Annotated in this window: 25 protein-coding genes; 11 read left to right on the top strand and 14 right to left on the bottom strand. The window is 72.0% G+C overall.

Annotated features, from left to right (window positions below):
* Positions 1-77 precede the first annotated feature (77 nt).
* Both ACIQ7M_RS16370 and ACIQ7M_RS16365 read left to right on the top strand, forming a co-directional pair.
* Complete coding sequence (locus ACIQ7M_RS16370; protein ID WP_403644305.1) at positions 78-2,090, top strand: DEAD/DEAH box helicase; 2,013 nt, start codon at positions 78-80, stop codon at positions 2,088-2,090.
* A gap of 161 nt (positions 2,091-2,251) precedes the next feature.
* Positions 2,252-3,145 (top strand): alpha/beta fold hydrolase, encoded by an 894-nt coding sequence (locus ACIQ7M_RS16365; protein WP_403644302.1) that lies wholly within the window; start codon positions 2,252-2,254, stop codon positions 3,143-3,145.
* A gap of 197 nt (positions 3,146-3,342) precedes the next feature.
* On the opposite strand, the gene ACIQ7M_RS16360 is transcribed toward ACIQ7M_RS16365, so the two are convergent.
* Positions 3,343-4,239: an NYN domain-containing protein gene (locus ACIQ7M_RS16360; protein WP_355769917.1), complete on the bottom strand. Its 897-nt coding sequence runs from the start codon at positions 4,237-4,239 to the stop codon at positions 3,343-3,345.
* A 229-nt stretch (positions 4,240-4,468) separates the two neighbouring features.
* Here ACIQ7M_RS16360 and ACIQ7M_RS16355 point away from each other — a divergent pair, with 229 nt between their 5' ends.
* Entirely contained in the window at positions 4,469-4,621 is a 153-nt protein-coding gene (locus tag ACIQ7M_RS16355) for a hypothetical protein (protein ID WP_355769920.1), read from the top strand.
* Positions 4,622-4,816: 195 nt separating this feature from the next.
* On the opposite strand, the gene ACIQ7M_RS16350 is transcribed toward ACIQ7M_RS16355, so the two are convergent.
* The 3 genes from ACIQ7M_RS16350 to ACIQ7M_RS16340 form a co-directional block, all read right to left on the bottom strand.
* Complete coding sequence (locus tag ACIQ7M_RS16350) at positions 4,817-5,422, bottom strand: MarC family protein (RefSeq protein WP_326785663.1); 606 nt, start codon at positions 5,420-5,422, stop codon at positions 4,817-4,819.
* A gap of 482 nt (positions 5,423-5,904) precedes the next feature.
* Positions 5,905-6,765 carry a PHP domain-containing protein gene (locus tag ACIQ7M_RS16345; RefSeq protein WP_403644297.1) on the bottom strand — a complete coding sequence of 287 codons (861 nt, stop codon included), beginning with the start codon at positions 6,763-6,765 and terminating at the stop codon, positions 5,905-5,907.
* Positions 6,766-6,999: 234 nt separating this feature from the next.
* Complete coding sequence (locus ACIQ7M_RS16340) at positions 7,000-7,641, bottom strand: DUF6758 family protein (RefSeq protein ID WP_326785665.1); 642 nt, start codon at positions 7,639-7,641, stop codon at positions 7,000-7,002.
* 163 nt (positions 7,642-7,804) lie between these two features.
* Here ACIQ7M_RS16340 and ACIQ7M_RS16335 point away from each other — a divergent pair, with 163 nt between their 5' ends.
* Positions 7,805-9,058 (top strand): MFS transporter, encoded by a 1,254-nt coding sequence (locus ACIQ7M_RS16335; RefSeq protein ID WP_403644294.1) that lies wholly within the window; start codon positions 7,805-7,807, stop codon positions 9,056-9,058.
* Between the two features lie 104 nt (positions 9,059-9,162).
* On the opposite strand, the gene ACIQ7M_RS16330 is transcribed toward ACIQ7M_RS16335, so the two are convergent.
* On the bottom strand, positions 9,163-9,747 hold the full coding sequence (locus tag ACIQ7M_RS16330) for a suppressor of fused domain protein (protein WP_403644291.1): 585 nt from the start codon (positions 9,745-9,747) through the stop codon (positions 9,163-9,165).
* A gap of 616 nt (positions 9,748-10,363) precedes the next feature.
* Between ACIQ7M_RS16330 and ACIQ7M_RS16325 the strand changes: the two genes are divergently transcribed.
* Complete coding sequence (locus ACIQ7M_RS16325; RefSeq protein ID WP_355769932.1) at positions 10,364-11,476, top strand: magnesium and cobalt transport protein CorA; 1,113 nt, start codon at positions 10,364-10,366, stop codon at positions 11,474-11,476.
* 24 nt (positions 11,477-11,500) lie between these two features.
* Positions 11,501-12,043: a hypothetical protein gene (locus tag ACIQ7M_RS16320; protein WP_403644288.1), complete on the top strand. Its 543-nt coding sequence runs from the start codon at positions 11,501-11,503 to the stop codon at positions 12,041-12,043.
* 109 nt (positions 12,044-12,152) lie between these two features.
* On the opposite strand, the gene ACIQ7M_RS16315 is transcribed toward ACIQ7M_RS16320, so the two are convergent.
* Positions 12,153-12,911: a hypothetical protein gene (locus ACIQ7M_RS16315; protein ID WP_355769937.1), complete on the bottom strand. Its 759-nt coding sequence runs from the start codon at positions 12,909-12,911 to the stop codon at positions 12,153-12,155.
* A gap of 187 nt (positions 12,912-13,098) precedes the next feature.
* Here ACIQ7M_RS16315 and ACIQ7M_RS16310 point away from each other — a divergent pair, with 187 nt between their 5' ends.
* Genes ACIQ7M_RS16310 through ACIQ7M_RS16300 form a run of 3 tightly spaced genes read left to right on the top strand, consistent with a single transcriptional unit; the run spans position 13,099 to position 16,329 of the window.
* Positions 13,099-14,571 carry a magnesium transporter MgtE N-terminal domain-containing protein gene (locus ACIQ7M_RS16310; protein WP_403644285.1) on the top strand — a complete coding sequence of 491 codons (1,473 nt, stop codon included), beginning with the start codon at positions 13,099-13,101 and terminating at the stop codon, positions 14,569-14,571.
* On the top strand, positions 14,555-15,151 hold the full coding sequence (locus ACIQ7M_RS16305; RefSeq protein WP_403644282.1) for a DUF1003 domain-containing protein: 597 nt from the start codon (positions 14,555-14,557) through the stop codon (positions 15,149-15,151). The genes ACIQ7M_RS16310 and ACIQ7M_RS16305 overlap by 17 nt, the downstream gene beginning before the upstream one ends.
* A gap of 44 nt (positions 15,152-15,195) precedes the next feature.
* Positions 15,196-16,329 carry an Mrp/NBP35 family ATP-binding protein gene (locus tag ACIQ7M_RS16300; protein WP_389846054.1) on the top strand — a complete coding sequence of 378 codons (1,134 nt, stop codon included), beginning with the start codon at positions 15,196-15,198 and terminating at the stop codon, positions 16,327-16,329.
* Positions 16,330-16,451: 122 nt separating this feature from the next.
* On the opposite strand, the gene ACIQ7M_RS16295 is transcribed toward ACIQ7M_RS16300, so the two are convergent.
* From ACIQ7M_RS16295 to sigE, 5 genes are all read right to left on the bottom strand, one after another.
* A complete protein-coding gene (locus ACIQ7M_RS16295; protein ID WP_355773584.1) occupies positions 16,452-17,108 on the bottom strand; it encodes a hypothetical protein in 657 nt (218 codons plus the stop codon).
* 345 nt (positions 17,109-17,453) lie between these two features.
* Positions 17,454-17,906, bottom strand: coding sequence for a sec-independent translocase (locus tag ACIQ7M_RS16290; RefSeq protein WP_389846051.1), 453 nt, complete (start codon positions 17,904-17,906; stop codon positions 17,454-17,456).
* Positions 17,907-18,126: 220 nt separating this feature from the next.
* On the bottom strand, positions 18,127-19,842 hold the full coding sequence (locus ACIQ7M_RS16285) for a trypsin-like peptidase domain-containing protein (RefSeq protein WP_403644278.1): 1,716 nt from the start codon (positions 19,840-19,842) through the stop codon (positions 18,127-18,129).
* Positions 19,843-19,981: 139 nt separating this feature from the next.
* Positions 19,982-20,923: an anti-sigma factor gene (locus ACIQ7M_RS16280; RefSeq protein WP_355773591.1), complete on the bottom strand. Its 942-nt coding sequence runs from the start codon at positions 20,921-20,923 to the stop codon at positions 19,982-19,984.
* Positions 20,920-21,618 carry an RNA polymerase sigma factor SigE gene (sigE, locus tag ACIQ7M_RS16275; protein WP_355773603.1) on the bottom strand — a complete coding sequence of 233 codons (699 nt, stop codon included), beginning with the start codon at positions 21,616-21,618 and terminating at the stop codon, positions 20,920-20,922. Before sigE ends, ACIQ7M_RS16280 begins: the two co-directional genes overlap by 4 nt.
* Positions 21,619-21,845: 227 nt before the next feature.
* Here sigE and ACIQ7M_RS16270 point away from each other — a divergent pair, with 227 nt between their 5' ends.
* Positions 21,846-22,547: an O-methyltransferase gene (locus ACIQ7M_RS16270; RefSeq protein WP_355773606.1), complete on the top strand. Its 702-nt coding sequence runs from the start codon at positions 21,846-21,848 to the stop codon at positions 22,545-22,547.
* A 118-nt stretch (positions 22,548-22,665) separates the two neighbouring features.
* On the opposite strand, the gene ACIQ7M_RS16265 is transcribed toward ACIQ7M_RS16270, so the two are convergent.
* Positions 22,666-22,833 carry a DUF3117 domain-containing protein gene (locus tag ACIQ7M_RS16265; RefSeq protein ID WP_003966491.1) on the bottom strand — a complete coding sequence of 56 codons (168 nt, stop codon included), beginning with the start codon at positions 22,831-22,833 and terminating at the stop codon, positions 22,666-22,668.
* Between the two features lie 365 nt (positions 22,834-23,198).
* Between ACIQ7M_RS16265 and ACIQ7M_RS16260 the strand changes: the two genes are divergently transcribed.
* A complete protein-coding gene (locus ACIQ7M_RS16260; RefSeq protein WP_355773594.1) occupies positions 23,199-24,002 on the top strand; it encodes an enoyl-CoA hydratase-related protein in 804 nt (267 codons plus the stop codon).
* Between the two features lie 73 nt (positions 24,003-24,075).
* Here ACIQ7M_RS16260 and ACIQ7M_RS16255 read toward each other — a convergent pair whose 3' ends face one another.
* Positions 24,076-24,657 carry a DNA-3-methyladenine glycosylase I gene (locus tag ACIQ7M_RS16255; RefSeq protein ID WP_355773596.1) on the bottom strand — a complete coding sequence of 194 codons (582 nt, stop codon included), beginning with the start codon at positions 24,655-24,657 and terminating at the stop codon, positions 24,076-24,078.
* On the bottom strand, positions 24,654-25,004 hold the full coding sequence (locus ACIQ7M_RS16250) for a DivIVA domain-containing protein (protein ID WP_355773599.1): 351 nt from the start codon (positions 25,002-25,004) through the stop codon (positions 24,654-24,656). The genes ACIQ7M_RS16255 and ACIQ7M_RS16250 overlap by 4 nt, the downstream gene beginning before the upstream one ends.
* Between the last annotated feature and the right edge of the window lie 82 nt (positions 25,005-25,086).

Raw genomic sequence — 25,086 nt, 5'->3', positions numbered from 1 at the left:
GAGAGCTCGGAATCCTCCCTGAGACCGCCGAGGCCCTTGAGGCCGTCGGCATCGTCAACCCCTTCCCCATCCAGGAGATGACGCTCCCGGTCGCCCTTTCCGGCACCGACGTCATCGGCCAGGCCAAGACCGGCACCGGCAAGACGCTGGGCTTCGGCCTTCCGCTCCTGGAGCGCGTCACCGTCCCCGCGGACGTCGAGGCCGGCCGGGCCAAGCCCGAGCAGCTCACCGACGCCCCGCAGGCCCTCGTCGTCGTCCCGACGCGCGAGCTGTGCACCCAGGTGACCAACGACCTGCTGACCGCGGGCAAGGTCCGCAACGTACGCGTTCTGGCCATCTACGGCGGCCGGGCGTACGAGCCCCAGGTGGAGGCCCTGAAGAAGGGCGTCGACGTCATCGTCGGCACCCCGGGCCGCTTGCTGGACCTCGCGGGCCAGAAGAAGCTCAACCTCAAGCACATCAAGGCCCTCGTCCTCGACGAGGCCGACGAGATGCTCGACCTGGGCTTCCTGCCCGACGTCGAGAAGATCATGAACATGCTGCCGGCCCGCCGTCAGACGATGCTGTTCTCGGCGACCATGCCGGGCGCCGTCATCGGTCTCGCGCGCCGCTACATGTCGCAGCCGACCCACATCCGCGCCGCCGCGCCGGACGACTCGGGCGCGACGGTCGCGAACACGAAGCAGTTCGTGTACCGCGCGCACAACATGGACAAGCCGGAGATGGTCTCGCGCATACTGCAGGCCGACGGCCGCGGTCTCGCGATGGTCTTCTGCCGCACCAAGCGGACGGCGGCGGACCTCGCCGACCAGCTCCAGCAGCGCGGCTTCGCCTCCGGCGCGGTCCACGGCGACCTCGGCCAGGGTGCCCGCGAGCAGGCGCTGCGCGCCTTCCGCAACGGCAAGGTCGACGTCCTCGTCTGCACCGACGTCGCCGCGCGCGGTATCGATGTCGAGGGTGTCACCCACGTCATCAACTACCAGTCCCCCGAGGACGAGAAGACGTACCTGCACCGCATCGGCCGCACCGGCCGCGCGGGCGCCAAGGGCATCGCGATCACCCTCGTCGACTGGGACGACATCCCGCGCTGGCAGCTCATCAACAAGGCGCTGGACCTCGGTTTCCCGGCTCCGCCGGAGACGTACTCGACCTCTCCCCACTTCTACGAGGAGCTCAGCATCCCGGCCGGCACCAAGGGTGTCCTGCCGCGTTCCGAGCGCACCCGCGCCGGGCTCGCGGCCGAAGAGGTCGAGGACCTGGGCGAGACCGGTGGTCGTGGCGGTCCGCGTGGCCGCGGTGGCCGTTCGGCCGCGCCGTCGTCCACCGAGCGTGAGCGCGCGCCGCGCACGCCCCGCCAGCGCCGTCGTACGCGCAGCGGTGCGTCCTCGGAGGAGGCGCCCGCGTCCACGGCCGCTCCGGCGGCCACGGAGTCGCCCGCGTCCGTCGAGAGCTCCGAGCCCCGTACGCCGCGCCGCCGTCGGCGGACGCGCGCCGGAGCGGGCGAGGCACTTGCCGCCGCCCCCGTGACCGAGGCCGCGGAATCCGCCGTGGCGACGGCCGAGGGTGTCACCGACGAGCCGGCCGCGCCGCGCCGTCGACGGAGCCGCAAGAGCGCCACGACGGCCGTCGAGACGGCGGAGGCGGTGGTGACCGCCGCCGAGGCCGTGGTCGAGAGCGTCGCCGCCGAGGTCGTCGCCGAGGCCCCGGCCCGTCGCAGGACCCGCAAGACCGTCGAGACGGCACCCGCCGCCGAAACGGTCACCGAGGTCGCCGAGGCGACCGAGGCCAAGCCCGCGCGGCGCCGGACCCGCAAGGCCGCGGAGGCCGCCGTCGACACCGTCGAGGCCCCCGCGACCGAGGTCACCGAAACGGTCACCAAGCCGCGGCGCACCCGCGCCAAGGCCGCGACCACGGCCACGGACACCACCGAGGCCGCCGAGGCGACCGAGGCCAAGCCCGTGCGCCGCCGGACCCGCAAGGCCGTCGCCGACGCCGAGATCCCGGCCCAGGCCGCCGAAGCCACGGAGGCCAAGCCCGCCACGCGCCGACGCACCCGCAAGGCTGTCGCCACGGAGCCCACGGAGAGCTGATCTCTCGTCCGACGGCCCGGTCCCCCATCCGGTGGGGCCGGGCCGTCGGCGTTTCCCGGTTCCGCCCCGCCCGCCGGCCCACGGCGGACTTCACCGGGGACCGGCCCGGGGGCAACGCACCCGTCGGGCGGCCGTCGCCGACGCCCGATAGCCTCCTCCGCATGAGCAGGCCCTACACATTCGTCCCGCCCGCCGGTGTCCGCGCGTACCGGTTGTCCACCCCTCGCGGCGAATTCGCCGTGCTCGACGCCGCGCCGGAGGGACGGTCCAAGGGGACCGCCCTGCTGCTGCCGGGATTCACCGGGAGCAAGGAGGACTTCATCGCGCTGCACGCGCCGTTGGCGGCGGCGGGCTACCGGACGGTGGCCGTGGACGGGCGCGGACAGTTCGAGACCGAGGGGCCGCGGGACGACGAAACCGCTTACGCGCAGGACGAGTTGGCGCAGGACGTCCTCGCGCAGGCCGCCGCCGTCGGCACTCCGGTGCACCTCGTGGGGCACTCGCTCGGCGGGCAGATAGCGCGTGCCGCGGTGCTGACCGACCCGTCGCCGTTCGTGTCCCTGACGCTCATGGCCTCCGGCCCCGCGCAGATCTCCACGGCACAGCAGCAGCGCGTCAAGCTGCTGCGGGACGCGCTGGCCGTGATGAGCATGGCCGAGGTGTGGGAGGCCATCCAGGCGATGGAGTCGCCCGAGGAGACCGACACGGGCGAGCTGGACGCGGGGCTCGACGACCTCGCCGACCTGCGCCGCCGCTGGCTCGGCAACAGTCCCGCCCAGCTCGTCGCCACGGGCCGCCAGCTCTGCGAGGAGCCCGACCGGGTCGCCGAACTGGCCGCCGTCCCGCTCCCCAAGCATGTGCTGTCGGGCGAGCGTGACGACACCTGGCCGGTCGCCCTGCTGGACGCGATGGCCGTACGGCTGGACGCGCGCCGCACGGTCGTGGAGGGCGCGGAACACTCCCCGAACGCCGACCAGCCGATGGAGACCGCCCACGCCCTGGCCGCCTTCTGGGACGGCACGCGGCCCACGAGCGCCCCCGGCGACGCGGACTGACGCCACACCCGGAGGTACGGGCCGACGCCACACCCGGAGGTACGGGCCGACGCCACACCCGGAGGTACGGGCCGACGCCACACCCTGAGGTATGGGTTGACGCCATTCCCGGCAGTACGGGCTGACGTCACTCCCGGCACCATCGACCGGCACCGATCCCGATCCCGGCGCCGTCGGCCGGCTCCCGGCCGCGTCGGCTAGTACTGCCCCTGAAGGTGCTCCCAGAAGCCGTCCCGCAGGGCGCGGCGCAGGTCCGACTGGCCGCGCAGGGAGTACTGGAGCAGGCCCTCCGCCTCGACCAGCAGGTCCTGGTCGACCGAGCCGGGCAGATACGGGTGCCCGGGCAGCAGCTCGGCCAGGGACTCACGCCCGCGGGCGGCCAGCCACTTCGCGGCGATCTGGGCGCCCACGAAGCGCACGTCCTCCCGCGTGGGCCGGACCGCCGCCGTCGGGTCGTACGACTGGGCGGTCCTCCTGGCCACATACGGCTTGAAGAAGTCGAGGTCGAGCGTGCGCTGGCTGTCGACCTCCCAGAGCAGCGGCTCGGCCTGGTTGCCGCCCTCGGGCGCCTCGATGCCCCAGAGGTGGACCCGGGCGCCGTAACCCTGCGCCGCCTCGACCGCGGAGACGAGGTCCTCGTCCCCACCGAGCAGGGCCGCGTCACTGATGGCGCGGTGCCGGGCGAGGGACTCCAGGTCCGAGCGGATGAGTGAATCGACGCCCTTCTGCTGGTTGTTGGCGTTCAGGTTGCCCAACCGGACCTTCACGTCCGGGAGTTCGGCGATGGACTGCTGTTCCGCCGTGTGGATGCGGCGCCGTGCGCCGTCGTACCAGTAGACGCGCAGCAGGCGGCTGTCGGCGAAGATCGTGCGGGCCCGGTCGATGAGCGCCTCGATGAGGCCCTCGGTGTCCAGGTCGAACGAACGGCGGTCCTCCGTGCCGGCGACGAGGCGCCCCGCGGCCGCGTACAGATATCCGGCGTCGACGAAGATCGCGTGGGTGGAGGGAGTCTTCGCGACCTCGGCGAGCATGCGCTGCAACAGCTCGTTCGTACGGTCGATGCGGGCGGCCAGAGCCGCGTGGTCGTCGTTCATCGTTTGCCATTGTCCCGGCGGTCACGCTGCGAACACAACCGGCGCCGTTCGGTCTCCGCCACCCGGACTACCCGCCGGTAATTAGGTTCTCGAAAAATTTCCTTAGCGTAGGGAATGTTTGTAACACGCACCCCGTTGACTCCCTACGTGAGCGAGTGCAGAGATGCCTCGCTCGCCACACACTCAAGTAGTTCTCCTCAGGAGGATGACCAGACGAAGGGAGAAGCCCATGCGCTTCGAAATCATGCGACTCGACGATGTCGACGGCACGCCCGTGGACAGCACTGTCGTGGACGCCGCCTCCGTCAATCGGATCGTTCAGCAGGCCGCCGCCATCGGGCAGCGACTGTGGATCCGCCCGGCCGCCACAACCGCCTCGTAACGACGACGACCGTCCGCTTCGCCGCACGAGGACGCGCGGAAAGCGCCTCGTGGAAGCGAAGGGCGTAGCGGACAAGCAGACGCTTCACAGACTTCGGAGCCCCGCACGGCGATGCCGTGCGGGGCTCCGCGCGTGAGTGACGCGGCGCTGCGTGCGTGGGTGACGCGGCGCCGCGTGCGGGCGACGCCGGGGCCGTCAGCCTCCCCGGATCACCTGGGTGACGCCGTTGATGATCTGCTGCACCGCGATGGCGGAGAGCATCATGCCCGCGAGCCGGGTCACCAGGACCACTCCGCCGTCCTTGATGACGCGGATGATCAGCAGCGAGTAACGCATCACGACCCACAGCACGACGTGGATCGCGAGGATCGCGGTCCACACGGAGACCTGGGTGGCGACCGAGTCGGCCTTCTGCACCGCGAGGATCACGGACACGATCGCGCCGGGCCCGGCGAGCAGCGGCATCCCGAGGGGGACGAGGGCGACGTTGACGTCCTTGGTCTGCTTCGGCTCGTCCGTCTTGCCGGTGAGCAGGTCGAGCGCGATGAGCAGGAGCAGCAGTCCGCCCGCGATCATCAGCGCGGGCACGGAGACGTGCAGATAGTCCAGGATCTGGTGCCCGAGGAGCCCGAAGACGGTGATGACACCACCGGCGACGCAGACCGCCTGGACGGCCATCCGCCGCTGCACCCGGGCGGGCCGGCCGGCGGTGAGCGCCAGGAAGATCGGGGTGATCCCGGGGGGATCCATGATGACGAAGAGCGTGAGGAAGAGGGAGCCGAAGACGGCGACGTCGAACATGGTGAGGACAGCCTTGCGAGGTGGTGGGAGGAGGGTGGGCGGGTCTTCCGGCCACCGTTTAGGGCAGTCGTCCCGCGGCGCGGAACGGGGGGTACAACCGGTCCCGCGGCGCGGTACAGGGGGCACGACCGGTCCCGTGGGGAACGGGGCGGCGTGACCGGCCCTGCGGGCCGACCGGGCGGCGCGACCCGGGCGGTCGGAGCCGGGGCCCCGAGACACGACCGGTTCACCGGGACGCGGCCGGACGGCACGCCGGGACGCACGTGACCTCCCGCCGGACCGGGCGCGGGCGTCGGGTACGCACGCAACGCGGCGGTCGGGTAGCGGCAGAGGGCGCGCCAGGAGCCTTACGGCACCGGCCCGGTTCGTACGGGCCTCACGGGCCGGTCCCGACGACACCGGCCCGTCGGCACGGCCGTGGACACACGGCCGTGATCAGGGGCGGCTCCGCCGGGCCCGCGTGGCGCGGAGAGTCCGGGAAGTCAGGCCGCTCCGCCCGCGCCCGGTACCGGGAACGCCCCGGTGGCGCGGCGGGTGATCTCCCCGTAGACCTCGGGGTCGGTCGTGAACTCCCCGAGTACGCAGGTCTTGCGGCTGCCGTGGTAGTCGGACGAGCCCGTGGCCAGCAGCCCCAGTTCGGAGGCCAGACCGCGCAGCCGCGCCCGGGTGGCCGGCTCGTGGTCCATGTGGTCGACCTCGATGCCGTCGAGGCCCGCGACGGCCAGCTCCGCGATGACCGATTCCGGCACGGTCCGGCCCCGCTTGGCGGCGGCGGGGTGGGCGAAGACGGTGACGCCTCCGGCCCCCTTGACGAGTCGGATCGCCTCGAAGGGATCGGTCTCGTGCTTGGGGACGTAGGCGCGGCCCCCGTCGGCCAGCCACCGCTCGGTGAAGGCGTCGGAGACGCTGCCGACGACGCCCAGCTCGACGAGCGCGGAGGCGACGTGCGGGCGGCCGACCGATCCGTCGCCCGCGATGCGCGCCACCTGCTCCCAGGTGATCGGCACGCCGAGCTCCTGGAGTCGGATGACCATCCCCTGGGCCCGCGGCACCCGGTCGTCCCGCACCAGCTCGCGCTCGGCGAGCAGGGCCGCGTCCTCGGGGTCGAAGAGGTAGGCCAGCATGTGCATGCTGATGCCGTCGATCCGGCAGGAGAGTTCGGCGCCGGTGACGAGGGTGAGCCCCTCGGACAGCGCGGCGACCGCCTCGGCATAGCCGCGCGTGGTGTCGTGGTCGGTCAGCGCGACGACGTCCAGACCGGCGGTGGCGGCGTTGCGCACCAGCTCGGCCGGGGTGTCCGTACCGTCGGAGGCGGTGGAGTGGGCGTGCAGGTCGATACGCACTACGCGGACTCCAGGCGGTGACGGAACGGGCGGGACGCTCAAGGATAGCGGGAACCGACCCCCCACTGTCACACCCGCACCTGGGGAGCACCCCCTACACTCCACACCGTCCGGACAGGCCTTCCGGACACGCCCTGGCCGGGCGCCGCGGGGCACGGCGTCAGGTCACGTCCGCGAAGTCGCGCCGTCCGCCCGAAGGACGTCGCCGGGCGGGCGAGACGCCGAGGACGCGGCCTAGGGCTCCAGAATGCGCGGCGACAGCGCTCCGCACGGCAGCAGGTCGACCTCGGCGCCCGCGTCGCGCAGGTCCGTCAGCACCAGCTCGTCGTACATCAGCAGTCCGGTCTGCTCGGGCCACACGACCGCCCACAGCCACAGCCCCCGCGCCTCGCCCGCGAACACGGCGCGGTCGTCGGGAGAGCCGGAGACATGCCACAGCGGGGTGGGCCGGCCGGCCGCGAGGACCTTCGCCTGAGGCGGTTTCTCGACGCTCATGTACGGGCCGGGGTCGGGGCCGTCCATGCCCGCGTACCGCGCGCCGAGGCCGACACCCAGTTCCTCGGCGACGAGGATCAGCTCGCCCATGCCGCCCAGCGGCCCCGGCCCCGAGCAGGCGATGACGGTGGCCCTGCCCCCGCTGCGGTCGTCCCCCGCGAACGCCGCTCCGGTGAACAGCCAGCCGACCGGCAGGGGCCACGGCATCCACACCGGCACCCGGGCACGGTGCACGACCACACCGAGGGCCTCGACGCTGGGCGGGATCACGGGCTGCAGCGGATGCACCGTGCCGTGCACATCGCACTGCCAGGAATCGGCAAAGAGGCCGGGAGCCCTGACCCGGCCACCACACTTCGGGCAACTGGGTTCGCCCCTCATAGGGCCCAACGGTCCTCCCCGTCCTTGCCCGCGTCAAGGACGATCACCCGTCCGGCATGGCCCGGCCACGCCAAAAACTACGTGCATCTTGCATTTATTAGCTCACCTAACTTATTGTGTGTATAAGCCAACGATCCAGTCGGCGCACAGTGAGGGAGCGGGCATGATCAACAGCACGGAAGGCCCCGCGACGGGCGACACGTTCGACGCGGGCGCGGGTGGCATCCTGCGTCAGCCGAGGGCCGTCTGGGCGACCGCCGGAGCGTCCGTCGTCGCCTTCATGGGCATCGGACTCGTCGACCCGATCCTGCCGTCCATCGCCCGGGGACTGGACGCCACCGCCGGCCAGGTGTCCCTGCTCTTCACCTCGTACTTCCTGATCACCGCCGTGGCGATGCTGCTGACCGGCTTCGTCTCCAGCCGGATCGGCGGCAGGAAGACCCTCCTGCTCGGCCTTGCGCTCGTGGTGGTCTTCGCCGGCCTCGCCGGCACCTCGGGGTCGGTCGGCGAGCTCGTCGGCTTCCGGGCCGGCTGGGGGCTTGGCAACGCACTGTTCGTCTCCACCGCCCTCGCCGTCATCGTCGGCGCGGCGGCCGGCGGCAGCGCCGCCGCGATCCTGCTGTACGAGTCCGCGCTGGGTCTCGGCATGGCCTGCGGGCCGCTGCTCGGCGCCCTGCTCGGCAACGCGAGCTGGCGCTACCCGTTCTTCGGCACCGCCTTCCTGATGGCGGTCGGCTTCCTGTGCATCACGGCGTTCCTGAAGGAGCAGCCGAAGCCCGCGCGCAGGACCTCACTGCTCGACCCGCTGCGCGCCCTCGGCCACGGCGGTCTCGCCTCCGCCGCGGCCTCCGCGTTCTTCTACAACTACACGTTCTTCACCGTGCTGGCCTTCACCCCGTTCGTACTGAACATGACACCGTACAAATCCGGCGCGGTGTTCTTCTGCTGGGGTCTGCTGCTCGCGGTCTTCTCGGTGATCGTGGCGCCCCGGATGCAGGCGCGGTTCGGCTCGCTGAAGGTGCTGGGCGGCTCCCTGGTGCTGCTCGCCGCCGACGTGCTCGTCCTCGGCTACGGCGACCACACCACCGCGATCGTCTGCACGATCCTGTCCGGCGCGTTCATCGGCGTGAACAACACCGTCTACACGGAACTGGCGCTCGGGGTCTCCGACGCCCCGCGCCCGGTGGCGAGCGCCGGCTACAACTTCGTGCGCTGGTTCGCGGCCGCCGCGGCGCCGTACTTCGCCCCGAAGATCGAGGAGTGGAGCAACATCCGCGTCCCGTTCGTGGTCGCCGCGGTCACCGCGCTGCTGGGCGCGGTGGTGGTCTACGTACGGCGTGACGCGCTCACCAGGAAAGCCGAGGAGCTGGAGCCGGTCCACGCCACCGAGGACGGCGTCACCGTCTTCGCCAACTGAGCGGTCGAGACAGTGATGTGACGGGGGACTCGACGGACCGGATCGGGACTCGACGCCGGAGAGCGGGACTTGACGGCCCGCCACACCCGGCGTCCCGTGACGGGTCAGTCCAGGGCGACGGACCTGCGCAGCGGATCGCGCAGGTCCGTTCCGCCGTTCAGCCAGCGCTCCTGGAGGGCGCCGGCGCCGTGGACGCGCTTCCAGGCGGCCTCGTTGGGCGTCATGGGGAGCAGCGGCAGGAAATGTACGGGGTCGGCGGGAGCGTCCAGCTCCAGGTCCTCCACCAGGCCACCGGCCTCGGCGACCAGGACGGAGGTGAACGGCGCCCCGGGCCACAGGGGTTCACCCACGTCGAGCGAGGCGCCCGGGGCCACGATCAGACCCTCGACCTGGGGAGAGGCGGCGAGCACGGCCAGCGGGCGGAGCACCTTGTCGGTGTCGGCCCCGGACGGGCGGACCGAGAGCACCAGCTCGGCGCGCGGGCCCTTCACCGGATCGGCGAGCACGGCGGTGGGGTCCGCCATCGGCTGGGCCGACATGCCGAGCGTGGCGTAGCGCACGATGTCGCCCTCGGTGAAGCGCAGCACCTCGATACGGTCGGTGCCCAGGAAGGTGACCGCGGCCCGCGCGTCGGGTTCGCCCAGCGCTGAGCGCAAACGGGCCTCGACCAGAGGAAGAACATCAGCCATGAACCGAGCATAGGCCGCGTCAATTCCGCCACGGCGCACCGGACCCCGGTCAACAACGCGCAAAGCGGGGCCTTGACGTATCGGTGCGCTGATACTCTTGGCCGCTGGTCGGAGCAGTGCATGACTGAGGGCCCCCAGGCCCTCATCGGCACTGCGGGAGTTGCTCCCCGACTCCGACGCACTGAGACTGATCTGACTCCCCTTCGGAGGGAGACAGACTCCCCTTCGGGGGATGGACCGTCCCTCACGGGGGACCGACCGGAGGAGGTGGGGCTGCAATGGATCGAAGTCGATCGTGCAGTACCACCCGCTCTTCCTGTCGCTGAGTTCGTAGCTGGTTCCACCGGGTTTCTCAGCCCTGCCGGCTGCCGCCTCCCGCAATCACGTGCACACGTGTCAGCGTTGCCCGGTGCACTACGGAAGAGCGCTTCGTTTCCGCCTGATCTGTCCGATCTGAACCCCTGATCTGCCTGATCTGAATCAACAGCGAAGCTGCCAACACGACGGTGCGGTGCTCCCCGCTTTGTGGACGTACCAAACATCCGCAGTCAGGACGTCCCCATTCCGGGTAGTTCCAACCGTCGCCGGCCGCCTCCGTTGCGAGAAGGAGCCTGCCATGTCGATGATCCGTGACCTGCGTGCCGCGGTCCGCCCCCGCCCGTCCCTGCGCAAGGACAGTGGCTCGTACGACACCACCCGTGACCCCGCCACTCCGTCGGCCGTGGTCGACTGCGCCGTCTACCGCGACGGTGCCCGCGTCGACACGCGCGTACCGCTCACGCCGCAGGAGGCCATGCGGCAGGTACGGCGCGACGGCGGCTTCGCGTGGATCGGTCTGCACGAGCCCACCGAGGACGAATTCGCCGGTATCGCCCGCGAGTTCGGGCTGCACCCGCTGGCCGTCGAGGACGCCGTCCAGGCCCACCAGCGGCCCAAGCTGGAGCGCTACGACGACTCCCTGTTCACCGTCTTCAAGACCATCCACTACGTCGAGCACGACCGGCTGACGGCGACCAGCGAGATCGTCGAGACCGGCGAGGTCATGTGCTTCACCGGCGGGGACTTCTTCATCACCGTCCGGCACGGCGGGCAGGGCTCGCTGCGCGCGCTGCGGCACCGCCTCCAGGACGACCCCGAGCTGCTCGCCAAGGGCCCCTCGGCGGTGCTGCACGCGATCGCCGACCATGTCGTCGACGGCTACATCGCGGTCGCGGACGCCGTCCAGGACGACATCGACGAGGTCGAGACCGAGGTGTTCTCGCCGGGCCGCAAGGGCACCCCGCGCGGTACGGACGCCGGGCAGATCTACCAGCTCAAGCGCGAGGTGCTGGAGTTCAAGCGGGCGGTGTCGCCGCTGCTGCGGCCCATGCAGCTCCTGAGCGAGCGCCCGATGCGGCTGATCGACCCCGACATCCAGAAGTACTTCCGCGACGTCGCCGACCACCTCGCGCGCGTGCAGGAGCAGGTCCTCGGCTTCGACGAACTGCTCAACTCGATCCTCCAGGCGAACCTCGCCCAGGCCTCCGTGGCGCAGAACGAGGACATGCGCAAGATCACCTCGTGGGCCGCCATCGTCGCCGTACCGACGATGGTGTGCGGTGTGTACGGCATGAACTTCGAGCACATGCCCGAGCTGCACGCGCGCTACGGCTACCCGGTGGTCATGGGCATCACGGTCGGCCTCTGTCTGTCCATCCACCGCATCCTGAAGCGCAACGGCTGGCTGTAGCGCGCGCTGGATAGTCTGAGCCCCATGACGCAAGAGCTGCTCGACCAGGCCCTCGTCGAGGAGGCCACCAAGAAGTCCGGGCTGATCTGGGTGCGGGGCGCGGGCGCGCCCTCGTCGTCCGGTCCGGGCGAGGAGGGGCCCACCCGCGCGCTGTGGCACGTGTGGCACGACGGCGCGGCCTGCCTGGTCGGCGACGGGCCCGGCGAGCAGCCGCTGCCGGGGCTGACCGACGGAGGGCACGCGGAAGTCACCGTACGCAGCAAGGACAAGGGCGGGCGGCTCGTCACCTGGTCCGGCACGGTCGTGGAACTCGCCGCGGGCACCCCCGAGTGGGAGGCGGCCGTCGGGGAGCTCAAGGGCAAGCGGCTGAACGCCCCGGACGGCGAGGCCATGCCGGAGCGCTGGGCACGTGAATGCCGGGTGGTGCGCCTGGAACCGACGGGCGCGACCGCCGGGCTGCCCGAGGGCTCGCTCGCCGAGCGGCCGCTGCCGACCCCGGCGACGACCCGCCGCCCGGTTCCGGCGGCGCTCCCCCGCCTCCTGCTGAAGCGGCGCAAGCGGGGCTAGGACCTGTCCGGGCCTGTCGCCCGGCGGCCACCGGTCGCGGACCGGGCCGGACCGCCCGGAACGCCGGCCGGAGAGGGATGACCCCGCCCGGCACGCGGGCCGGGCCGGGTCACGACGAGGGGAGCTGCTGCCCGTAGTCGACCGTGTCCTTCTTCGGCGGCTCCGCGAGCGGGAAGTCCTTGCCCCAGTCGGTCAACCGGAGGGTGCCGGCGTTGCCCGCCCGCCCGAGCAGGACCGGGTACGGGGTGCCCGTGAGGGAGACGTCCAGGGTGCCGCCCGCGCCCTTGTCGCCGGAGATGCGGATCGTGCGGACGCCGTCCTGCTCGTGGTGTCCGTCCTTGGCGAGGGTGCCGTGCAGACCGAGCAGCCCGTCGAGCAGGACGTCCTTGTCGGTGAAGCCGCTGAAGCGCTTGTACACGGGGTCGCCGGTCGGCACCTTCACGTACATGCCCTCCAGCTTGCCCGCCGCCGCGGTGTCCGCCGGCTTGCCGTCGCTCTCGCCGTCCTCATGGGCCCAGAACTCGGCGTCCGCCTTGAGGAAGAGGTGCCTGCCGACCCGCAGCAGCCGGAACCCGGCGCCCTTGGAGGTGACCGAACCGCTGCCGCCGTCGGACTTGAGGCGCATGTCGAGGGTGTACGTGGTGCCGCCCGAGACGACGGTCCCGGAGAGCCGCACGGTCGACGCCTTCTCGGCCGCCGACTTCGCCTTCGCCTGGATGACGGCGGCGGACAGCTTGCCCACCCCGTTCGTGCCCGCGTCCGGGTCCTCGCTGCCGCACCCCGTCAGACCCGTCGCTGTCACGGCCAGTGCGCACATCGCGGCCACCGTCAGGGCTCTGCTGGAACGGCCCTGGGGAATTGCGGTCACAGGTGGGGCTGCCTCTCGTGCGCGGTCCTCAAACGGCGTACGGCAGCGTACCGGTGCGACACCCGCCCGGCGGAGGCAGTCCGTCCGGACCGCCCACCAGGGCGTACCCGACCGGGACGGGCTAGCCTGAAGCCCACCCGAGCGGACAGACCGGCACAGAACGCATCGAAGCGAAGGAGGCCCGGGCATGGCCGCAGCCGCCCCCCGGATCTTCGTCTCGCACCTGTCCGGCGTCGCCGTCTTCGACCCGAACGGCGACCAGGTGGGCCGTGTGCGGGACCTCGTCGCCATGCTCCGGGTCGGACGCCGGCCGCCGCGCATGCTCGGCCTCGTCGTCGAACTGTCCACGCGCCGCCGCATCTTCCTGCCCATGACCCGGGTGACCGGCATCGAGTCCGGCCAGGTCATCACGACCGGCGTCCTGAACGTGCGCCGCTTCGAGCAGCGGCCCACCGAACGGCTCGTCTTCGGTGAGCTGCTCGACCGGCTCGTGACCCTCGTCGAGACGGGGGAGGAGGTGACGGTCCTGGACGTGTCGATCCAGCAGCTCCTGGCCCGCAGGGAGTGGGAGATCGGCCGGGTCTTCGTGCGCAAGGGCCGCGCCGGCGCCTTCCGGCGGTCCAAGGGCGAGACGATGACGGTCGACTGGTCCTCCGTCACCGGCTTCTCGCTGGAGGAGCACGGACAGGGCGCGGAGAGCCTGCTGGCCACCTTCGAGCAGCTCCGGCCCGCCGACCTCGCGAACGTGCTGCACCATCTGTCGCCCAAGCGGCGCGGCGAGGTGGCCGCCGCGCTCGACGACGACCGCCTCGCCGACGTCCTGGAGGAACTGCCCGAGGACGACCAGATCGAGATCCTCGGCAAGCTCAAGGAGGAGCGCGCGGCGGACGTCCTGGAGGCGATGGACCCCGACGACGCGGCCGACCTGCTGGCCGAGCTGCCCACCGAGGACGTGGAGCGGCTGCTGACGCTGATGCGGCCCGGCGAGGCGGCGGACGTCCGGCGGCTGATGGCCTACGCGGAACGGACGGCGGGCGGCCTCATGACCACCGAGCCCATCGTGCTGCGGCCCGACGCGACCGTCGCCGACGCTCTCGCCCGGGTCCGCAACCCCGACCTCTCCCCCGCGCTCGCCGCCCAGGTGTACGTGTGCCGCCCGCCGGACGAGACACCGACGGGCAAGTACCTGGGGGCTGTGCACTTCCAGCGGCTGCTGCGCGATCCGCCGCCCACGCTGGTCGGCTCGCTCGTCGACGACGACCTCCAGCCGCTGGCCCCGGAGGACGAGCTGCCGGTGGTCGCCGGGTTCTTCGCGACGTACGACATGGTCGCGGCCCCCGTCGTCGACGAGAGCGGCTCGCTGCTCGGCGCGGTGACCGTGGACGACGTACTGGACCACATGCTGCCCGAGGACTGGCGGGAGACGGAGTTCCACCTCGACGAGGGCGTGCACGAGAGCATGCACGCGGAGCGGGACGACGGCGACGACGGGCGCGGGACCGACAGGACCGACGGGACCGGGACGGACGAGACCGACGGGAGCGACGGGAGCGACGGGAGCGGCCGTGAGGGCGTCCCCGACGCCCGCGGCCCCGCGGACGGCCGCCGGGACCCGGAGGGCCCGCGGGGCGGGGAGGGACGCCATGGCGCCCGACCGTGAGGCCCGTGAGCGGGCCGCCACGGGGGCGACGGCGGCCCCCCGCCCGCGCACCCGGCTCGACCAGCCGAAGCCGCCACGGCACAGGCTGCTGCCCGAGTGGGACCCGGAGGCCTTCGGGCGGCTCTCCGAGCGCATCGCCCGCTTCCTCGGCACCGGACGGTTCATCGTCTGGATGACGGTCGTCATCATCCTGTGGGTCGTCTGGAACATCTTCGCGCCGAACGACCTACGCTTCGACAACTACCCGTTCATCTTCCTTACCCTGATGCTGTCGCTCCAGGCCTCCTACGCCGCCCCGCTGATCCTGCTCGCGCAGAACCGGCAGGACGACCGCGACCGGGTCAACCTCGAACAGGACCGCAAGCAGAACGAGCGGTCCATCGCCGACACCGAGTACCTCACCCGCGAGATCGCGGCGCTGCGGATGGGCCTGGGCGAGGTCGCCACCCGCGACTGGATCCGCAACGAGCTCCAGGACCTGGTCAAGGAGCTGGAGGAGCGCCATCCCGACGGCCACGGGGACGGCCGGGTCGTATTCCCGGCGGATCGGTCGCGGGGACGTGACGTAGACGACCGGTGACAGGGCTTTCCGGGGCACATGGGTCGCGCCGTACCATCGTCCCTATGGCTACGGAAGACGCGGTGCGTGAAGCACTGGCGACGGTGAACGACCCCGAGATCAACCGACCCATCACCGAACTGGGGATGGTCAAATCGGTGGAGATCGGTGCGGATGGCGTGGTCGCGGTCGCCGTGTACCTGACGGTCTCCGGCTGCCCCATGCGCGACACGATCACCCAGCGGGTGACGGAGGCGGTCTCGCGGGTCGAGGGCGTCACGCGTGTCGACGTCGAACTCGACGTGATGAGCGACGAACAGCGCCGTGAGCTGGCGACCGCGCTGAAGGGCGGCACCGCCGAGCGCGAGGTGCCCTTCGCCAAGCCCGGCTCGCTCACCCGCGTCTACGCCGTCGCGTCCGGCAAGGGCGGTGTCGGCAAGTCCTCGGTCACCGTGAACCTGGCGGCCGCTATGGCCGCCGACGGCCTCAAGGTCGGTGTCGTGGACGCCGACATCTACGGCCACTCGGTGCCGCGCATGCTCGGCGCGGAGGGCCGGCCGACCCAGGTCGAGAACATGATCATGCCGCCGTCCGCGAACGGTGTGAAGGTCATCTCCATCGGCATGTTCACCCCGGGCAACGCGCCGGTCGTCTGGCGCGGCCCGATGCTCCACCGCGCGCTCCAGCAGTTCCTGGCGGACGTGTACTGGGGCGACCTGGACGTCCTGCTCCTGGACCTCCCGCCGGGCACCGGCGACATCGCGATCTCCGTCGCCCAGCTCGTCCCGAACGCCGAGATCCTGGTCGTGACGACCCCGCAGCAGGCGGCGGCCGAGGTCGCGGAGCGGGCCGGCTCCATCGCCGTGCAGACCCACCAGAAGATCGTGGGCGTGGTCGAGAACATGGCGGGGCTGCCCTGCCCGCACTGCGACGAGATGGTCGACGTGTTCGGCACCGGTGGCGGCCAGTCGGTCGCCGACGGCCTGACCCGCACCACCGGAGCGACCGTCCCGGTCCTCGGCTCCATTCCGATCGACGTCCGGCTGCGCGAGGGCGGCGACGAGGGCAAGCCGGTCGTCCTGACCGACCCCGACTCCCCCGCCGGCTCCGCGCTGCGCGCCATCGCCGGCAAGCTGGGCGGCCGCCAGCGCGGCCTGTCGGGCATGTCGCTGGGCATCACCCCGCGCAACAAGTTCTAGGGTTCCCGGGTCTCTCGTACGAAGGAGGGGGCGCCGTCCGTGTCGGACGGCGCCCCCTCCTTCATGCAGGAACCGATCTCCTTGGCGCAGGACCCGATCTCCTACGCGCAGGACGCGATGTCCTAGGCGTAGGACGCGATGTCCTTGATCACCGCGAAGCCGAGCCCGTACGCGCTCATCCCCCGCCCGTACGCGCCCACGTGGACGCCTTCCTGGGTGGAACCCGCGAGGACCCAGCCGAACTCGGACTCGCGGTAGTGGAACGGCGTGGGAACGCCGTCCACGGGCAGCGACAGGGTCGACCAGTCCGAGCCGTCCAGGTCGTCGGCCAGCACCCAAGCGGTCTCGGTCTGCTGGTCCAGCCAGTCGTCGCGCAGGCTGTGGTCCATCTGGCCGGGCCAGGTGAAGGACAGCAGCCCCACACCGGCCAGCCAGGCCGCCGAGGACACCGAGGTGGCCTCCAGCAGTCCCGTGCCGTCCGCGCTGCGCCGTACGGGGCTGGCGGCGACGGTGACCACCACCGCGAACCGCTCCTTGTCCTCGCCCGGCTCGGGGCGCACCGAGGGCTCGTCCCCGTGTCCGACGGAACCGTGCTCGACCATGCCGTCCGCGGAGGTGCCCACCTGCATCAGCCAGCGCTGCCCCGTGAAGGCCTCGTCGAGGCCGTACCAGGGGAAGGGCGCCAGCAGGTAGCCGTCGACCGTACGCCGGGCGGTGGGGACCTGTTGGCCACCCTCCGCGGCCGGCGCCTGCGCGCCTACCCGACTTGTCGTCTCCATTGCCGGACGCCTCCTCGCTCTCGTCGGACCGGGCGGCCCACCCCCCTCGGGCGACCTTGTCGGTCCGCACAACAACTGGGCAGCATAGCCACCCTGCTCGGAGCAGCGTCGAAAGCGCCCGGCGCGTAAGGTGCGCGAACGGCGTATTCGGACCGCGCGGGGCCTGGCGGCGGCCTGTGGCGGGAGGCGGTCCGGGACCGTGTCCGCCCGTCTCGGGGCAGGGTTCCGCGCCCCGAGAGGGTCATGGCCGCCCGGCGGCGGCCGCACTCGTACGACGGGCCGCTCCGCGATACTCCGTACGGATCAGACGGTGCCGTACGGGGATCGGACGGGGTCCTGAGGGGATCAGGTGGCGTCGGCGTCGTACGGCGGGCGCTCGTCGCCGTCGAGCTTCTCGCGCTTCTTCGTCATGTCGACGGAGCCACCGGACGTCTTCGTCATGTCGACGGAGCCGCCGGACGCGGAGGAGCCGGACTCGCTGCTGTGCACCGCGTCCGTGACCTCGGCCATCTCCTTCTTCAGGTCGAAGCCGTTGCGGATCTCCTTGAGCCCCAGCTCGTCGTTGTCGAGCTGCTTGCGTATGAACGTCTTGGGGTTGAGATCCTCGAACTCGAAGTCCTTGAACTCCGGGCCGAGTTCGTCGCGGATGTCCGCCTTGGCGCTCTCCGAGAACTCGCGGATCTTGCGGATCGTGCGCGAGACGTCCTGAATCATCTTCGGGAGCTTGTCGGGACCGAAGACGAGCACGGCCAGGACGACGAGCGTCACCAGCTCGAGCGGTCCTACGTCATTGAACACCTGTAGCTCCTCGCGATGACCTCGGTCCTCGGCCCTCGGGAGTCTTCCGTGGTCCGGGCCGCATCCAACCGTACCCGTCGATCCCGTCCGTCCGGAACTGTCCCGAGGCTTCCGCCTTCGCGCGCACCGCGGGTTTTCCCTGCTGTTTGCCGTCCGGAGCTGGGACGTCGTGCTCGACTGTGAGGTTCGTGTCACTCGCGGGCCCGGTCGTCGGCACCGCTCAGCCGCCGTCCGCCGAACCGAGGACCAGGGTGATCGTCCGGTCCGCGCCGCCCCGCCTGACGGTCAGCCGGAGGTGGTCTCCGGGCCGGTGGGCGCGGGTCTTCACGATGAGTTCCTCGCCGGAGTGGACCCGTGTGCCGTCGACCTCGGTGATGACGTCACCGGCCTTGATGCCCGCCTTGGCGCCGGGACCGCCGACCGTGACGGAGGCGCCGCCCCCGGCGGCCTTGGCGCCGACCCGCGCTCCGTCGCCCGTGTAGTTCATGTCGAGCGTGACACCGATCACAGGGTGGGTGGCCCTGCCGGTGTTGATGAGCTCCTCGGCGACGCGCTTGGCCTGGTTCACGGGGATGGCGAAGCCGAGCCCTATGGAACCGGCCTGACCGGTCCCCAGGTCGGAGCCGCTGTCGGCGGAACGGATGGCGCTGTTGATGCCGATGACACGGGCCCGGGAGTCGAGCAGCGGCCCGCCCGAGTTGCCCGGGTTGATCGGTGCGTCGGTCTGGAGGGCGTCCACGTACGAGACGTCGCTGCCGTCGCCCTTCTCGCCGCCCGCCGTGATGGGCCGGTCCTTGGCGCTGATGATCCCGGAGGTGACCGTGTTGGCGAGGTCGAAGGGCGCGCCGATGGCGACGACCGGGTCGCCGACCTGGACGCTGTCGGAGTTGCCCAGCGCTATCGGGGCCAGACCACCGACTCCGGTGACCTTGACCACGGCGAGGTCGTAGCCGCTGTCGTGCCCGACGACCCGGGCCTTCGCCGTCTCGCCGCCGCTGAACGTCACGGTGATCGTGCCGTTCCCGCCGGCGGGGTCGATCACGTGGTTGTTGGTGAGGATGTGTCCCTCGCCGTCGAGTACGAAGCCGGTTCCGGTGCCGTCCTCCTCGCTGCCGTGCACATGCAGGGTGACGACGCCGGGCAGCGCGTGGGCCGCGATCCCGGCGACGCTGTCCGGGGCGCGCCCCGGGGCCTCCCTGGCGGCCTGCGGCAGCTCGACGTCCGTCAGTCCCCCGTTCCGCTCCAGATAGGCCCCCACGACGCCGCCCACGCCGCCGGACACCAGCGCGAGCACGACGGCGGCGAGGGCCAGGGACTTCCTCGCCCTCCCGCGCCGCTGCGCCACGGTGGGCACGGCGACGCCGTTCTGCTGGAAGGGTCCGCTGTGCCGGAGGCCGCCGTGCTCCCGCGGGGAGCCGGGCGTGGCGGCCCAGGGGTCGTAGTTCCGCCAGGGATCGGGGGTGGCGGCCTCGACGGGCGCGGCCGGCTCGACGGGCTCGACCGGCTCGACGGGCACGTCGGAGGCGACGGGCACGTCGGAGGCGACGGGCACGTCGGAGGCGACGGGCACGTCGGAGGCGACCGGGGCCGGATGGGCCGTGGGCCCGGCGGGGTGCTGGACCGGCGGGGCGGGCGCCCAGGGGCCGGGGCGGCCGTAGGGCGGCGTGCCGTAGGGGTCGGGCGCGTGCAGGGGGGCGGGGCGCCGCGCGGCGGGCTCCTGAAGCTCGAAGTCCCCACCGTCGCCGCCGGTGTCGCCCCCGTGGGCGTCTCCCGGGTGCGGCTCGGGCGCCGCCGGTACGGCGCCGTCCGTGGGCGTCGGGGCGTCGGGGTGGGTGGGATCCGGTTCCGTGGGGTGAGCCGGTGCGGTGTCCCTCTCCTCGGCCTCGGGCCGGGGTCGACTCCACCACTTCGCGTTCGTGGGCCTGCCCTCGTTCATGCTCTCCCCACACCCGGCCCGCGGCACAACGCGCCGACGGCCACCACAGACTTGTCGCCTCCGCGTCCGTGATCCCTCCCGCGGACGCGGCCCACCCCGGATTCAACCAGGTTCCCGGGCCGACGCGCAGAGGGCGGTGTCAGCGGGCGTTACGAGGGGTGGAGTACGGGGACGAAGTGGGGGACGGTGTCGCGGCGGGGGCGGCGAGCAGACCCGGAGCCCGGGTCGGTGTGAGCGGCTGGACGTCGGTGAGGGGACGTATGAGAGGGGACATCGCGGCGGCACCGGCGACCACCGGTGTCGTCAGCGTGTGCACGGCGTCCTGGCCGCGGCCCACCGGAGCGGGAACTCCCGGCAGCAGCGGGGCGGACACCGAGGTCGGCGCCACCGGACCGTTGCCGAGCGACCGCTCGCCCTGGGCGAGCAGCGGTCCGGTGGACCGGCGGCGCTGCGACTCGGGAGTCGAGGTCGCCCCCGTGCCCTGGGACCGGGACGGCGTGACGTTGCTTCCGGCGCCGGCGCCTCCGCGCGCGTCCGTGTCCCCGGGCATGCCGGTGGTCACTCCGCCGAGCGCGACGGCCGCGAGCGACACCGCGCCCGCGGCGACGAAGGCGAACCGCAGTCCGCGCGAGGCGGACCGGTCGGCCTCGTGGCGGCTGACGTCGTGGATGCGGAAGCCGCGCCCCGGAGCGGGAGGCAGTACATCGGCGTGCGGTCCGGCGGGCACGTACCCGAAGGTCCCGCCCCGCATTCCGAAGCCGCCGGACAGTCCGGAGCCCGTCGGGCCGCCGGGCAGTCCGCCGCCGAAGCTGCCGCCGTTCAGTCGCGGGCTGTCGGAGTCGCCTCCCCCGGGGAGTCCCTGGAGGCGGGCGAGGAAGCTCTCGGAGGGCGGCGGCGGGGCCATCTCCGCGAAGACGTTCTTCAGTCGGCGCTGGGCGTCGGCCTCGGCCTTGCACTTGGCGCAGGTGGCGAGGTGGGCCAGGACGCGGTCGCGCGACTCATGACCGAGCTCTCCGTCCACCAGGGCGGAAAGTCGGTCCCCGAGGTGCTGCTCGGCAGGGGTGGGACGGGTTCCACTCACGCGGTCGCGCCCCCTCCCCCCAGCACGGGCACACGGGCCGCGAACGAGCGACGCTCGGCGCGGGCCTCGGGAGACCGGTGTGCCAGGGCCTTGCGGAGCTGGGAGCGGCCGCGGTGGATCCGGGAACGGACCGTACCGAGCTTGACGCCCAGGGTCGCGGCGATCTCCTCGTAGGACAGTCCCTCGATGTCGCAGAGGACGACTGCGGCGCGGAACTCGGGCGCGAGGGTGTCCAGCGCCTGCTGGACGTCGGCGTCGAAGTGCGCGTCGTTGAAGACCTGCTGCGGGGAGGGCTCACGGCTGGGCAGCCGCTCGGCCGCGTCGTCGCCGAGGGCGTCGAAGCGGATGCGCTGCTTGCGCCGCACCATGTCGAGGAAGAGGTTCGTGGTGATGCGGTGGAGCCAGCCCTCGAAGGTGCCGGGCGTGTAGGTCGACAGCGAGCGGAAGACGCGGACGAAGACTTCCTGGGTGAGGTCCTCGGCGTCGTGCTGGTTGCCCGTGAGGCGGTAGGCGAGACGGTAGACGCGACCGCTGTGGGTGCTGACGATCTCCTCCCAGGTGGGCGGAGTCCATGCCTGCGCCTCCGCGTCGGTGGTGAACGTCGCGGTCTGCGCGCGGGCAGCAACGGGGAGCTGGTCGGCGTTGTCGGTCACGGATTTCGGCTCACCGGTCGATCTGAGCAGGCGCCGCAGCACTCCTCCCCGATCCACAGGCGCAGCCGCACCTCCCCTGTCGGCTCTGGTGGTGTCCAGTGGAGCCCCTACCATAGCCACCTCGCCCGTTAGCTCCGGATAAGCGGTTTTACGCGAATTTGATACGGGCTCATATGGGTCCGCCGACGTCCGCCCGCGGCCCCGCTCCGTGTACCGACCCATCGACTTCCCCCCGCTCGGTTCTCCCACCCCTCTAAACGCCCGGTCCCATCCGCAGGTTCCCAGCACCAACGGATACAGTCACGCCCAGGCAACCACGGGGACAGGAGAGGGTCATTACCGGCAACCGGCAGACGAGCTGGGCGGCGTTCGCCGACGCCTTTGTCGCCGAGGACGAGGCGCTGCGCTGGGCCCGGGACCGGGCCCACGAGGCCGGCCTGCGCTCGGTGTCACCCGGCACGGGCGCCGCGCTGCGCATGCTCGCCGCCACCGTGGACGCGAAGGCGGTCGCCGAGATCGGTACCGGGACCGGCGTCTCCGGAATTCATCTTCTGCACGGCATGCGGCCGGACGGGGTACTGACCACCGTGGATCCGGAGCCGGAGCGCCAGCAGTTCGCCCGCCAGGCCTTCCGCGCCGCCGGGTTCGCCAGCAACCGGGCCCGCTTCATCCCGGGCCGCGCGCTGGACGTCCTGCCCCGTCTCGCCGACGCCGGATACGACCTGGTCTTCTGCGACGGCGACCGGCTGGAGAGCCTGGACTACCTCGCTGAATCGTTGCGCCTGCTGCGCCCGGGCGGACTCGTCGCCTTCGAGGGCGTCTTCGCGGACGGCCGCACCGTCGACTCGGGGCCGCAGCCGGTCGAGGTGACCCGGCTGCGCGAGCTGCTGCGCGCGGTGCGCGAGAGCCAGGAGCTGGTGCCCTCGCTGCTGCCGGTGGGCGACGGCCTGCTGTGCGCGGTCAAGCGCTGACCTGCCCGTTCCCGCCGTTCGAGGCGGCACGGCGGTCCCGTACGACGGCGAAAACACGGCTTCCCCGGCACCATGTGCGATGCCGGGGAAGCCGAAGAGGTAAGGGTCGCGTTCCGCGTCAGCCGACGACCTTCTTGAGGGCGTCGCCGAGCGCGTCGGCCTCGTCAGGGGTCAGCTCGACGACGAGCCGCCCGCCGCCTTCGAGCGGAACGCGCATGACGATGCCCCGCCCCTCCTTGGTCACCTCGAGCGGGCCATCGCCCGTCCGCGGCTTCATGGCCGCCATGCTCGTTCCCCTTCCTGAAACCAGCTCATCGTCGCCGACGGCCCCCTCGGAGGGCACGCACGTCCTCTCATAGGACACACGTCACCGGCATCGAACACATTGCTTCCAGGCCATTATCTCGCATCTCAGGACCCGATGACCAACATCAGTCGGCATCGCTTGCGCAACGCGCTTGAGCAAAACCACCCAATTCGGCGATGTGGCTGCGATACTGCGCCGCCGCATCGGCCTTCACGGCGCGGAATTCTTTGACGCAGGTCACATGGAGGCCCCGCGCCCACCGCCGGTGATCTCCGCCATGCTGTCATCGGACACAGGACGTACCGGCCGGTACGACGAGCCGCGACCCCCGGAAGGGACCCACCATGGCCGACACCGTGCTCTACGAGGTGAGCGACGGACTCGCGACGATCACACTGAACCGCCCCGAGGCGATGAACGCGATGAACGTCGAGACCAAGGTCGCCTTCCGGGACGCGGCGCAGGAAGCCGCCGCGGACGACGCCGTACGGGCCATCCTGCTGACCGCGGCCGGTGACCGGGCGTTCTGCGTCGGCCAGGACCTCAAGGAGCACATCGGGCTGCTGGCCGCCGACCGGGAGTCGGGGTCGGGCGGGACGATGAGGACCGTCCGCGAGCACTACAACCCCATCGTGCGAGCGCTGGTCGGCGCCGCGAAGCCCGTGGTGGCCGGGGTCAACGGTGTCGCGGCCGGGGCCGGCTTCGGTTTCGCGCTGGCCGCGGACTACCGCGTCGTCTCCGACACGGCCGCCTTCAACACGTCCTTCGCCGGTGTCGCGCTGACCGCAGACTCGGGGATCTCCTGGACGCTGCCGCGGGTGATCGGCCCGAGCCGTGCCGCCGACCTGCTGCTCTTCCCCCGCAGCATCAGCGCCCAGGAGGCGTACGAACTGGGCATCGCGAACCGGCTGGTTCCGGCCGGCGAGGTGCGGGCCGAGGCGGAGAAGGTGGCGCGCGCCCTGGCCTCCGGGCCGACGCTGGCGTACGCCGCCCTGAAGGAGTCGGTCGCCTTCGGGCTCACCCACTCGCTGGAGGAGACCCTGGAGAAGGAGGACGAACTCCAGGCGCGGGCCGGTGCCTCCGAGGACCACGCCATCGCGGTCCAGGCGTTCGTGAACAAGGAGAAGCCCAAGTACCTGGGGCGCTGAACCTCGGGGGTCCGCCGCGGACCGCGGGGCCGGCCCGCGGCGGACCCCCTCCACGTCCGTGAGGGCGTCCGGGTCAGCCGGCGTCGCGCACCGCGCAGTCGGCCAGGTGGTCGTTCACCAGGCCGCACGCCTGCATCAGGGCGTACGCCGTCGTCGGGCCCACGAAGCGGATGCCGCGCTTCTTGAGCGCCTTGGACAGGGCGGTCGACTCGTCGGTGACCGCCGGTACGTCGGAGAGCTTCTCGGGGGCCGGACGCGCGGTGTGATCGGGGGCGAAGGACCAGACGAACTCGTCCAGCTCGCCCGGCTCCCACGTGGCCAGCACGCGCGCGTTGGCGACGGTCGCCCGGATCTTGGCGCCGTTGCGGATGATCCCCGCGTCGGCGAGCAGGCGCTCCTCGTCGGCCTCAGTGAACAGCGCGACCTTGGCGATCTCGAAGTCCGCGAAGGCCGCGCGGAAGCCGGGGCGGCGGCGCAGGATGGTGATCCACGACAGCCCCGACTGGAAGGCCTCCAGGCACAGCCGCTCGTAGAGGGCGTCGTCGCCGCGGACGGGCCTGCCCCACTCCTCGTCGTGATACGCCACGTAGTCCTCGGTGGACAGCGCCCAGGGGCAGCGCAGCAGTCCGTCGGGTCCGGCCAGCGCGTCGCTCATCGCTCGTCCTCGGGGTGCTTGCGCAGCGAGGTGGTGCCGCTCGCCGCGCGGGCCCCCGCGAGCGCCGACTCCAGATCGGCGATCCGGGCGTCCCGCTCGCCGATCTCGGCGCCGAGCCGGCCCAGGGCGTCGTCGACGTCCGTCATGCGGTAGCCGCGCACGGTGACGGCGAAACGCAGGGCGTCCACGTCCCCCTTGTGCACCGGGCGGTCGTACGGCAGCGGATCGTGCAGCCGCTCGGGCTCGGCGTCGGGAAGGGGCGCGCGCTCACCGCCGCCCACCACGGACAGGGTCACCGCGGCGACCACGACGGCGAGGGCGACGACCAGGAACAAGAACATGAACATCGCTGAGGTCCCCACGCTCTGGTGCCGGCGCGGGTCGCGTCGGCGCGAAATTACTGGTGCTGACGAAAGCAGTCTGACGCTG

It is taken from the genome of Streptomyces sp. NPDC096324, assembly GCF_044763015.1.
GTDB lineage: Bacteria > Actinomycetota > Actinomycetes > Streptomycetales > Streptomycetaceae > Streptomyces.
The sequence above is the reverse complement of the archived record's forward strand: the minus strand, read 5'-3'. Positions and strand labels throughout refer to the sequence as shown.

Excerpts from the sequence above, each read along its gene's own strand:
- ACIQ7M_RS16365 (WP_403644302.1), top strand. The coding sequence starts at position 2,252 with ATGAGCAGGCCCTACACATTCGTCCCGCCCGCCGGTGTCCGCGCGTAC.
- ACIQ7M_RS16300 (WP_389846054.1), top strand. The coding sequence starts at position 15,196 with ATGGCTACGGAAGACGCGGTGCGTGAAGCACTGGCGACGGTGAACGAC.
- ACIQ7M_RS16360 (WP_355769917.1), bottom strand. The coding sequence starts at position 4,239 with ATGAACGACGACCACGCGGCTCTGGCCGCCCGCATCGACCGTACGAAC.
- ACIQ7M_RS16370 (WP_403644305.1), top strand. The coding sequence starts at position 78 with ATGACGCTCCCGGTCGCCCTTTCCGGCACCGACGTCATCGGCCAGGCC.
- ACIQ7M_RS16250 (WP_355773599.1), bottom strand. The coding sequence starts at position 25,004 with ATGTTCATGTTCTTGTTCCTGGTCGTCGCCCTCGCCGTCGTGGTCGCC.
- ACIQ7M_RS16325 (WP_355769932.1), top strand. The coding sequence starts at position 10,364 with ATGTCGATGATCCGTGACCTGCGTGCCGCGGTCCGCCCCCGCCCGTCC.
- ACIQ7M_RS16260 (WP_355773594.1), top strand. The coding sequence starts at position 23,199 with ATGGCCGACACCGTGCTCTACGAGGTGAGCGACGGACTCGCGACGATC.
- ACIQ7M_RS16330 (WP_403644291.1), bottom strand. The coding sequence starts at position 9,747 with ATGGCTGATGTTCTTCCTCTGGTCGAGGCCCGTTTGCGCTCAGCGCTG.
- ACIQ7M_RS16295 (WP_355773584.1), bottom strand. The coding sequence starts at position 17,108 with ATGGAGACGACAAGTCGGGTAGGCGCGCAGGCGCCGGCCGCGGAGGGT.
- ACIQ7M_RS16355 (WP_355769920.1), top strand. The coding sequence starts at position 4,469 with ATGCGCTTCGAAATCATGCGACTCGACGATGTCGACGGCACGCCCGTG.
- ACIQ7M_RS16255 (WP_355773596.1), bottom strand. The coding sequence starts at position 24,657 with ATGAGCGACGCGCTGGCCGGACCCGACGGACTGCTGCGCTGCCCCTGG.
- ACIQ7M_RS16340 (WP_326785665.1), bottom strand. The coding sequence starts at position 7,641 with ATGAGGGGCGAACCCAGTTGCCCGAAGTGTGGTGGCCGGGTCAGGGCT.
- ACIQ7M_RS16310 (WP_403644285.1), top strand. The coding sequence starts at position 13,099 with ATGGCCGCAGCCGCCCCCCGGATCTTCGTCTCGCACCTGTCCGGCGTC.
- ACIQ7M_RS16335 (WP_403644294.1), top strand. The coding sequence starts at position 7,805 with ATGATCAACAGCACGGAAGGCCCCGCGACGGGCGACACGTTCGACGCG.
- ACIQ7M_RS16285 (WP_403644278.1), bottom strand. The coding sequence starts at position 19,842 with ATGAACGAGGGCAGGCCCACGAACGCGAAGTGGTGGAGTCGACCCCGG.
- ACIQ7M_RS16265 (WP_003966491.1), bottom strand. The coding sequence starts at position 22,833 with ATGGCGGCCATGAAGCCGCGGACGGGCGATGGCCCGCTCGAGGTGACC.
- ACIQ7M_RS16350 (WP_326785663.1), bottom strand. The coding sequence starts at position 5,422 with ATGTTCGACGTCGCCGTCTTCGGCTCCCTCTTCCTCACGCTCTTCGTC.
- ACIQ7M_RS16320 (WP_403644288.1), top strand. The coding sequence starts at position 11,501 with ATGACGCAAGAGCTGCTCGACCAGGCCCTCGTCGAGGAGGCCACCAAG.
- ACIQ7M_RS16305 (WP_403644282.1), top strand. The coding sequence starts at position 14,555 with ATGGCGCCCGACCGTGAGGCCCGTGAGCGGGCCGCCACGGGGGCGACG.